Below are 8,396 nucleotides of genomic sequence, written 5' to 3' on the forward strand. Positions count from 1 at the left end.
AAAAGCAGCAGCACATTATGGTGAAATTCGTGCAGTACTAGAACTCGCCGGCACTCCAATCGGCGTTAATGATCTTCACATCGCGGGTCATGCAAGAAGCCTTGGTACGATATTAGTCACCAATAATATGAAAGAGTTTGAGCGAGTGGAAGGTTTACGATTTCAAAACTGGCTAGATTAACGTCAAAAATAGGATTAGAACCCATTTCAGATTGGACAAAATGGCACAAAAAATCCAAACCTTTTAACTAAAGGCTTTTCAAAAATGCCTAACTCTACGAAATGCAACACATCTAAAAAGCTCAAATAGCCCACATAAAAAACAATTACGGGCTATTAGAGCAAAATTAAAGCTATTAGCTTAAACCACAATCAAATCAATCGCGGTTTTGAGACTCTAGCCCACTCGCTTTGATCCATTGATTATTGAAATAACGCTCAATATCGCCATTTCGATCCCAGCGGAAACAATATAGCCATTGATTATCAATCAGTTGACGCACTACTTCATGTTGTTGCGCAATCTGTTCAATCGCTTCTCGCGGCGCATCAATAAACACACTTAAACGCAGTGGTTCATGCATCCATTGATTGCCATTATGTAAAGACTGCATGGGCAAACCAATCCGCAAATCGCCACCATTGCCTTCAAAAACTCCAATACAGCCATCCACAACATTGTGCAGCACTTTATTACCACTGCCGTAGATATAGTTATCGCAGACCGAGGCATAATATTGCAGGTTAATCCAGTTGGTTACGACCATAGGTGCGGTCATAATCAAGGTTAGCAAGGAGCGATCTTCATCTTCTTGCCAGTCATAATCATGCAAAAAGGCCCGTCCATTCAGATCCAAACCTTTTGTACGATAACGTGGCGCAACAATAAACGAAGCGTTATTCGACAAACCCCATTCTGGACGCACTTGTGACCAATCTTTAGCACGACGCTTGATGGTTTGATGCATCAAACGCTTATCTTCACTATCCACGCCTAAACGTAAAGCACGTTCTTGGCGTGCCAGTTCACTGGCACGTAACAACCAGTGCTGAATCGTATTTTCGGCATCGACTAATCCCCAACAAGTGAACTCATCGGTTGTTGTGTTATGCATCGCCGCGACAAACTGCGTGTTTTCAGGAATCCGAATACCCTTATCCACCAGGCCTGCTCGAACTTCTGACTGATTTAACAAATAAGCCAGTACACGCACATTAATTTCACCAGTTTGGCCACCACAGGCACCACAGTCTAAACCAGCGGCGTGTGGATTATTACAACTGCTACTGCCATGTCCGACCAATAACACAGTTTGCGCAAGATGTTTATCCAACCCCATTGCATGCAAAATTCCAGCGGCTAAATTCACCTTCTGCTCGAGGCTCAACGCCTCCCCTGCCTCGGTCATTTCATAAGCGTCGTTCGCAGGTAAATTATTCACCGGATGCTGGTGATCCGCCGGAAACAGCGAATTGCGCAGCATTTTAAACGCATAAATCAAGCCGGTGGATTCCACCATACTAAAGGCCGCTGGCGGTGCATAACTCCACTCACTCCAGCGCGCCTTCAAATTAAGCTTATCTTGGATCGATTTTACTTTCAGGTCATCAACAACCGGACGAACTTTAATCGAAGCTTTCAGCAGGCCTGGTAGTTGAGGACGACTCAAGTCCGCGCCCACTGGGTGATACTCAATCGGCAAACCAAAAAAACCGGCAAAACCGAAAGTTTCAATATCTGGACTTTGGGCTTCAAGTGCGCGACGCATCACTTCTGAACGCACATCAATGCAAAACGCCGCTTGTAAAAGCGGTTGATCGGCTGAACGCTCTGCTTGCTCGACACTGGCCAACTGTTTAAAAAGGCTTTCTTGATAAGCCATTTCAGCCGCTCTTTGCCAAAGCCAGGCTTTTGCTTGTGCCGCCTGATGGGTTTCAATCAACCTTGGTAAGATATTCATTTGATGCGCCCAAAGCACTTTGAGCTCATTAAACACACCGCGATCATTATCTTTTTGATGACGCCATAACACCCATTCCCAAGCCACACGAATCGCTAAGAAATCCAACATTAATTGGTTTTCTTTACCATCCAGACCATCTTGCCAGTTTAAATAGGCAACCCAAGATGCCCAGCCGTTCACATCCAACAACAAAGCATGTGCATAATCGGCCAGGTTAGACTCCTTAACATGCAATTCGCTAAAAGCTTGCGCTAACAAAGCTTCGCTGGTTTCGGGCAAATCCAAGAACTTTTCGGTTAAGCCGTCTTCGACCATTAGAATCTCGATACCTTTATCTTGGCGTGTGGTCGCTAGCCATTCGCTATACAAGCCTTTATAGGTATTTGCATAAGAGTCTTGATAATCTTTATGGCGAAAAAAATCGGCACAAAACTGACTAATTTGATGCGTAATCTCATCACGCCATGCCATTTTATATTGACGATTTGGTCCACTATCAACAAAGTCACTCACATTGTGCCAGTGGGTGTATTCATCATCTTCAAGCAAATATTTGACTAATAACTCGACCGTGCAATCTTGACCGCTTTCGGCTATGGCTCGTTCTAAATGCTCAGGACGCAGGCTTTCCATCCAAACTTCCTGAAAATAGGATTTGGGCATCACACAGTGCACCTGACTCAATGCACTTAATTTGGCTGAAACCGCCTCAATAGGCTGGTCACGCATTTCCCACCAGGGGTTAACGGCAATTAACTCATCTAAAGGCCAGGTTGGGGCAATACGCCCACAAGCATCACGTAAAGAGGCTTGTTGCGCGGGGGTTAAAGCCAAGCCCGAATCGGTTGAATTCTGATTTGTAGAAAATTGAGCTGTCATTGTAAAAACTCCTCTTTCGCGATTTGAAGTTTTTTAGGCTTCAACCGAACCGGTAAACGTGTCGGATAAATGCGTAGATTTAAACGTGTCACCCATTCATCTAGATAGAATCCAGCATAAAAGGCACGGCGAATTTTTTGCAAAGCCGGACGTTCTGCGTGATATCGCAACAAAATATAAACCAGCATAAACAAAACAAACAACAATGCCATCCAAGCGTCGCCCAACCAACCAACGCTGGCCTGCATACCCGGCACAATAAAGCCCGCACCGGTTTTTTGTAAGCTATAAACCACCAACAATACGGCGCCTAACCCCACCATTGATAACAACGAACTGGCGCTTAAACGCCCATGGCGTTCGGCAATCAATAGAATCAGCGCTAAACCAAACAACAACCACGGACTATAAGGCCCCTCAAACCCAGCCAACCAAATTAAGCCAACCACTAAACCAGCTGAAAACACACTCGCCAATGTCCAGTCCATAAGGGTTGGTGATTTCGAAGGCGCCATACGACGTTTCATGCTTGTTTCAACCTCAGAACCTGAGTTTAAAAACGCGTAAGCTTTGTAGAAAGAGTGCGCCACTAAGTGCAACAACGCCAGCTCAAACAGGCCTAAAGCACACTCGACCATCATTAACCCCATTTGCGACATGGTTGACCAAGCCAACCGAACTTTAACCGTCGCACGCGTCATCATCACCAAGGCAGCCAAAACGGTTGTGAGCCCACCGACAACCAGTAATAACCACTGCGCTGCATCCGACAACATAATTAAAGGCGCAAACGCAATCAACAAATAACCACCTAAGTTGATAATACCGGCATGCAACAAAGCCGAAACCGGTGTCGGCGCTTCGACCACCTGAATCAACCAGCCATGCAAAGGCAACTGCGCACATTTAATTAAGGCCGCCAAAGCAATACAGACGGCGGCGATTTGGTCTAGTGTGCTTAGTTCGTTGGCCTGTGATACGTTTTGATAAACTTCACTTATAAACCAAGTATCGTGTTGGAGAAATAGCAACAACATGGCGGCAAATAAGAATACTTCCGCCGTGCGCGCAAAAATTGCTTTTTTATAAGCCGCTAACACGGCACGCTGACGATTTGGAAAGAACAACAGCAGACGATGCAAACTTAAACTAATGGCGACCCAAGCGAGCATAAACACCAACATGTGATTACTAATCACAACCGTCGCGACACTGCCGAGTGTAATCAATAACCAGCGCAGATAACGTTTCTCTTCTTCAACATTGCCGGCCATATAAGCACTGGAATAACGAATATTGATAAAGGCAATTAAACTCACTAAGCCCAACATCACTAAGCTGGCAAGCGATGTGCCAATCCAATGATGATATTCGCTAATACTAAACCAGCCCGATACCACCCCAATGCTTAACACTACCGCAACAATTAGCCCCATTAAACTCAAACGCTCAGCCAGTTTCCAGCGTGCTTTTTTTTCATTAGCTAAAGCCGCCAAGAAAAAACTCACCGGAACCAAGCTTGCAATGATTACAGCTATCGTCTGTAAACTCATACTCTTCTCCTAAGTCAACCTGTCGGGGCCAATAAATTCTGGCACACAAATCCCTACTGGAATACTAGGGCATATGTTTAACCATGTAAAATTGAAAAATGGGATAGATTCCATAGGCTCTAGTGAATACATTGAAGACTCATAACTCATGCAAGCTAATAGTTTTAAATTTGGATGACACCCCAACTAGCAGTCAATATCCTTAGTCACTAGTAAATCATGCATAAAAAAGCCCGAAAAAATCGGGCTTTATAGCAATGACTAGTTCATAACTCTACTATCACAACCTATCGAATATCGAGCCGCTCATGGGCATAAAGAATTTTTCATACATACGCGAGGCATAGGTATTGGTCATGCCGGATATGTAATCCGAAATCACACGTTTACGTTCGCGTTCAGTTTTGGCTTCGTTGACTTTACGCACCGTATTACTTGGTAATAATCTATCGCCATTCGCTTCCAACGCTTTAAACAAGTCCATCACAATTAATTGACCTTTGTATTCCATACCTTTTACTTCTGGAATTGTGATGACGTTTTTGAACACAAACCGTTTCAATAAATCCAACACCCGAGCTTGAGCCTCTGGCAAGCAGGCCTGGTAGCGCAACAATGGGTGCTCAAACATATCTTGCTCAGCAATATACACATGTTCCACCATAATCCCAACCATCTTACTGACGGCATGCTTACGCGACTTAGAGCTGCCACTAAATAAACGTTCCGTCATTACATGATCCCATAACGGGTTTTCGGTGAAAGCCTCGTTTTCCATCACTTCGGCTTGCCAAAGATCACGCGAAACCATTTTCATCGCGACCGCGTCTTCCAAATCGTGAATACCGTAAGCAATATCATCGGCCAACTCCATAATCGTGGTATCCAATGACTTATGCTGGGTGCTTGCATGGCCGGTAGTAGAACTCGCCAACTGCGTAAAACGCTGGCGATCCGCTGCACTAAATGGGCTTAACACCCATTCAAACAACGCTTCTTCTTCTTGATACAAACTTTTAGGCGGATGCCAAGCGCGCATGTTCCAGGTTTTAAAATCGGTGACTTCAGGCTCGGATAACAGCTGCTGATACGCGGCATTCACACTCACCACATCTTCATAGATCGCCGGGTACTTCAACACACCCAAAGTTGACCGGCGCGATAAATCAATGCCATTCGCCGGGGTGTATTCGCCAAGCTTTGCCAAGATACGTAAGGTTTGCGCATTGCCTTCAAAACCACCATGATGACGCATCATATAATTCAACGCCACCTCCCCACCATGCCCAAACGGTGGATGGCCTAAGTCGTGCGCCAAACAAATTGCCTCAATCAAATAAAACGATGGCAACCAATCCATATAGGCTTGGCCTTCACCATCGGTAATCAACTGCTCAACAATGCCCGAGCCAATTTGGGCCACTTCCATTGAGTGAGTTAAACGCGTGCGATAAAAGTCCGACTCATGCAAACCAAAAATCTGGGTTTTAGACTGCAAACGTCGAAACGAAGCCGAATGAATCACCCGCGCTCGGTCCCGCTGATACACAATGCGCGCTGGACGCGCAGGCGAATCATTTAAAAACTCCGTGTATTTTTGTGTCCAAATCGGTTCTTGTTGTTCCGCGTTCATAAACTTACTCACTCAAAATTTGGTTCTATCATAGCCGAATATAGCGCCTGACTCTACGTTGCAATCCATTACAGAGATCCTTCACTGCGTTTAGGATGACAACGAGTGTATTGCAATCCTAAACCTTACCACACTCCCATCATCCTGAGCTCCACCTTGTCATCCTGAGCAAAGCGAAGGATCTCCTACCGACTGTGCAATTCTTCAAGAGATTCTTCGGCTTCACCTCAGAATGACATGGATGTTTTTTATCACCCTGATAAATCCCGCCATTCTGGATTCACCGAAACGACCAGTTCGTTTTTCTTAGCACGCGTCCAGCCTTTAATTTGTTTTTCGCGTTCTATAGCCGCAACAACGTCACCAGATTCCTCAACATAAACTAACTTATCGACGTTATAACGTTGAGTAAAACCCTTAACCAAGTGAGACTTATGTTCTGCAATACGACGTTCTAAATCGTTAGTTACACCGACATACATAACTTTATTATTGGTGGTCGTAAGAATGTATACAAAATAACTCATAAAACCTCCAGTCTTGTCATACTGAGTACAACGAAGTCGGCGCGAAGCCTGAATCTCCTACCGAGTGTGCAAACCCTCACAAGATTCTTCACTGCGTTCAGAATGACACAGGTGTATTGCAATTCTAAACCCTAAACCGTCATCCACTTCCACTCTGTTATCCTGAGTGAAACGAAGGATCTCTTACCGAGTTCTTCAAAGCATCACGCCAAGGCCGAATCGGCTCTGGTAACCAGGCCTGGATTTTGGTGCTATCTAAAACCGAATAAGTTGGGCGTTGAGCCGCAGTAGGGTAATCACTTGAAGGGATCGGAATAATCTCGCAGTCCAAATCGTAACACGTCATTATTGCTTGCGCCAACTCCGCCCAGCTCGCTTGGCCTTGATTTGAAAAATGGCGCACTTGTGTGCACAACCAGGCCTGGTTGTTTGGGTTTTTATCTAGTAATTTATGGCGGAATCTAACAATCTCAAGCACGGCTTGCGCTAAATCTAACGCCGAAGTAGGTGAACCGATTTGATCACTCACCACTTGTATAGACGAGCGCGTAGAGCCGAGCTGGCGCATGCGGGTTAAGAAGTTTGAGCCATAAGGAGAAAACAACCAAGACGTTCGAACCAGCAGGCCTGGTGGATTAACCGCAAGCATTGCATTCTCACCCGCGAGCTTGGTCTGACCATACACACTCAAGGGAAAAGTTTTATCGGTTTCAATATAGGGCTGGTTTTTCAATCCATCAAACACATAATCTGTTGAGAAATGAACCAGGAATCCACCCTGCTGTTTTACCAATTCCGCCAAATGACGAACCGCCAAATGATTTACCGCATCCGCTTTATCCGGCTCAACTTCGGCTAAATCTACCTGGTTAAAAGCCGCACAATTGATCACTACATCATATGACGAATCACGCAGCACTTCAGCCACCAGGCCAGGTTGTGTAATATCGAGCTCACGACCAAACACTTGAATCTCAAATTCGGGGAACCCCGCCGACAACTGTTTGAAACACTGTCCCAGCTGGCCATTAGCCCCAAGTAGTAAAAGTCGCATTTTTGAATTAAACAAAGAAGAAAGAAAAAATATAAGACTCAATAGAATATTGAGTCTGGAAATTTAAACATGTTTAGACTTAGTGTTTTTCTTGTGATTTACCGCTTCATAAACCACGAGCAACAAGCCTGTAACAAACGCTAACAATGCAATAGCTACTAAATATTCCATATTTATAACTCCTCAATTCTATCTAGGCACTTAAATACACGTTTATTCAAAAAATAAATACCAATCGTAATCGCAAACACCGTTGTCATTCTGAGTGAAACGAAGAATCTCTTAAGAGTTTGTACAGTCGGTTGAAGATCCTTCACTTCGTTCAGGAATACAGCAGAGTAATCGGATCATAGATAAAACTAGGATAAAATGCCGGACACCACTTTATACCAACCTATTTCGATTTCTAAACGCTTTTCTTCGGACATTTAATCACCTCTTATTTTTTGAGTATAGCACACTCATTGAATGCTTTTTTAGAGGCTTTGAAGCTTCGGCAACGCTAAATCTCGCGTTGATACCATCAATTGTTCAGGTGCTAAACGCCAATCAATCGCTAAATCTGGATCATTAAAACGCACACCATGTTCATGCTGTGGCGCATAATAAGAATCGACTTTATAACAAACTCGCGCATAGTCGCTCAACACCACAAACCCATGCGCAAACCCCTTCGGAATAAACACCTGCTCAGCGGATTCTGCCGTTAATTCTATTGCCAGATGTTGACCAAAGGTTTTGCTGCCCACCCTTAAATCCACCACTACATCTAACACCCAGCCTTGC

Annotated in this window: 6 protein-coding genes and 1 pseudogene; 1 reads left to right on the forward strand and 6 read right to left on the reverse strand. The window is 44.5% G+C overall.

Features of this window, described 5'->3' with window-relative positions; genetic code table 11:
• A pseudogene (locus tag VIM91_RS02150) lies at positions 1-181 on the forward strand (VapC toxin family PIN domain ribonuclease); the annotation flags it as partial.
• A gap of 196 nt (positions 182-377) precedes the next feature.
• Here the strand turns inward: VIM91_RS02150 and VIM91_RS02155 are convergent.
• The 6 genes from VIM91_RS02155 to VIM91_RS02180 all read right to left on the reverse strand — a co-directional run.
• On the reverse strand, positions 378-2,843 hold the full coding sequence (locus tag VIM91_RS02155; RefSeq protein WP_331863179.1) for a DUF2309 domain-containing protein: 2,466 nt from the start codon (positions 2,841-2,843) through the stop codon (positions 378-380).
• A complete protein-coding gene (locus VIM91_RS02160) occupies positions 2,840-4,396 on the reverse strand; it encodes an NADH-quinone oxidoreductase subunit L (RefSeq protein WP_331863180.1) in 1,557 nt (518 codons plus the stop codon). The genes VIM91_RS02155 and VIM91_RS02160 overlap by 4 nt, the downstream gene beginning before the upstream one ends.
• 280 nt (positions 4,397-4,676) lie before the next feature.
• Positions 4,677-6,029 carry an anti-phage deoxyguanosine triphosphatase gene (locus VIM91_RS02165; protein ID WP_331863181.1) on the reverse strand — a complete coding sequence of 451 codons (1,353 nt, stop codon included), beginning with the start codon at positions 6,027-6,029 and terminating at the stop codon, positions 4,677-4,679.
• Between the two features lie 251 nt (positions 6,030-6,280).
• Positions 6,281-6,556, reverse strand: a complete 276-nt coding sequence (locus VIM91_RS02170) for a GIY-YIG nuclease family protein (protein WP_331863182.1) — start codon at positions 6,554-6,556, stop codon at positions 6,281-6,283.
• A 157-nt stretch (positions 6,557-6,713) separates the two neighbouring features.
• On the reverse strand, positions 6,714-7,610 hold the full coding sequence (rfbD, locus tag VIM91_RS02175) for a dTDP-4-dehydrorhamnose reductase (protein WP_331863183.1): 897 nt from the start codon (positions 7,608-7,610) through the stop codon (positions 6,714-6,716).
• Positions 7,611-8,086: 476 nt separating this feature from the next.
• The coding region (locus VIM91_RS02180; RefSeq protein ID WP_331863184.1) for a dTDP-4-dehydrorhamnose 3,5-epimerase at positions 8,087-8,396 on the reverse strand (310 nt) is incomplete at its 5' end.

This window comes from Thiomicrospira sp. (assembly GCF_036568485.1).
Lineage (GTDB): Bacteria > Pseudomonadota > Gammaproteobacteria > Thiomicrospirales > Thiomicrospiraceae > Thiomicrospira.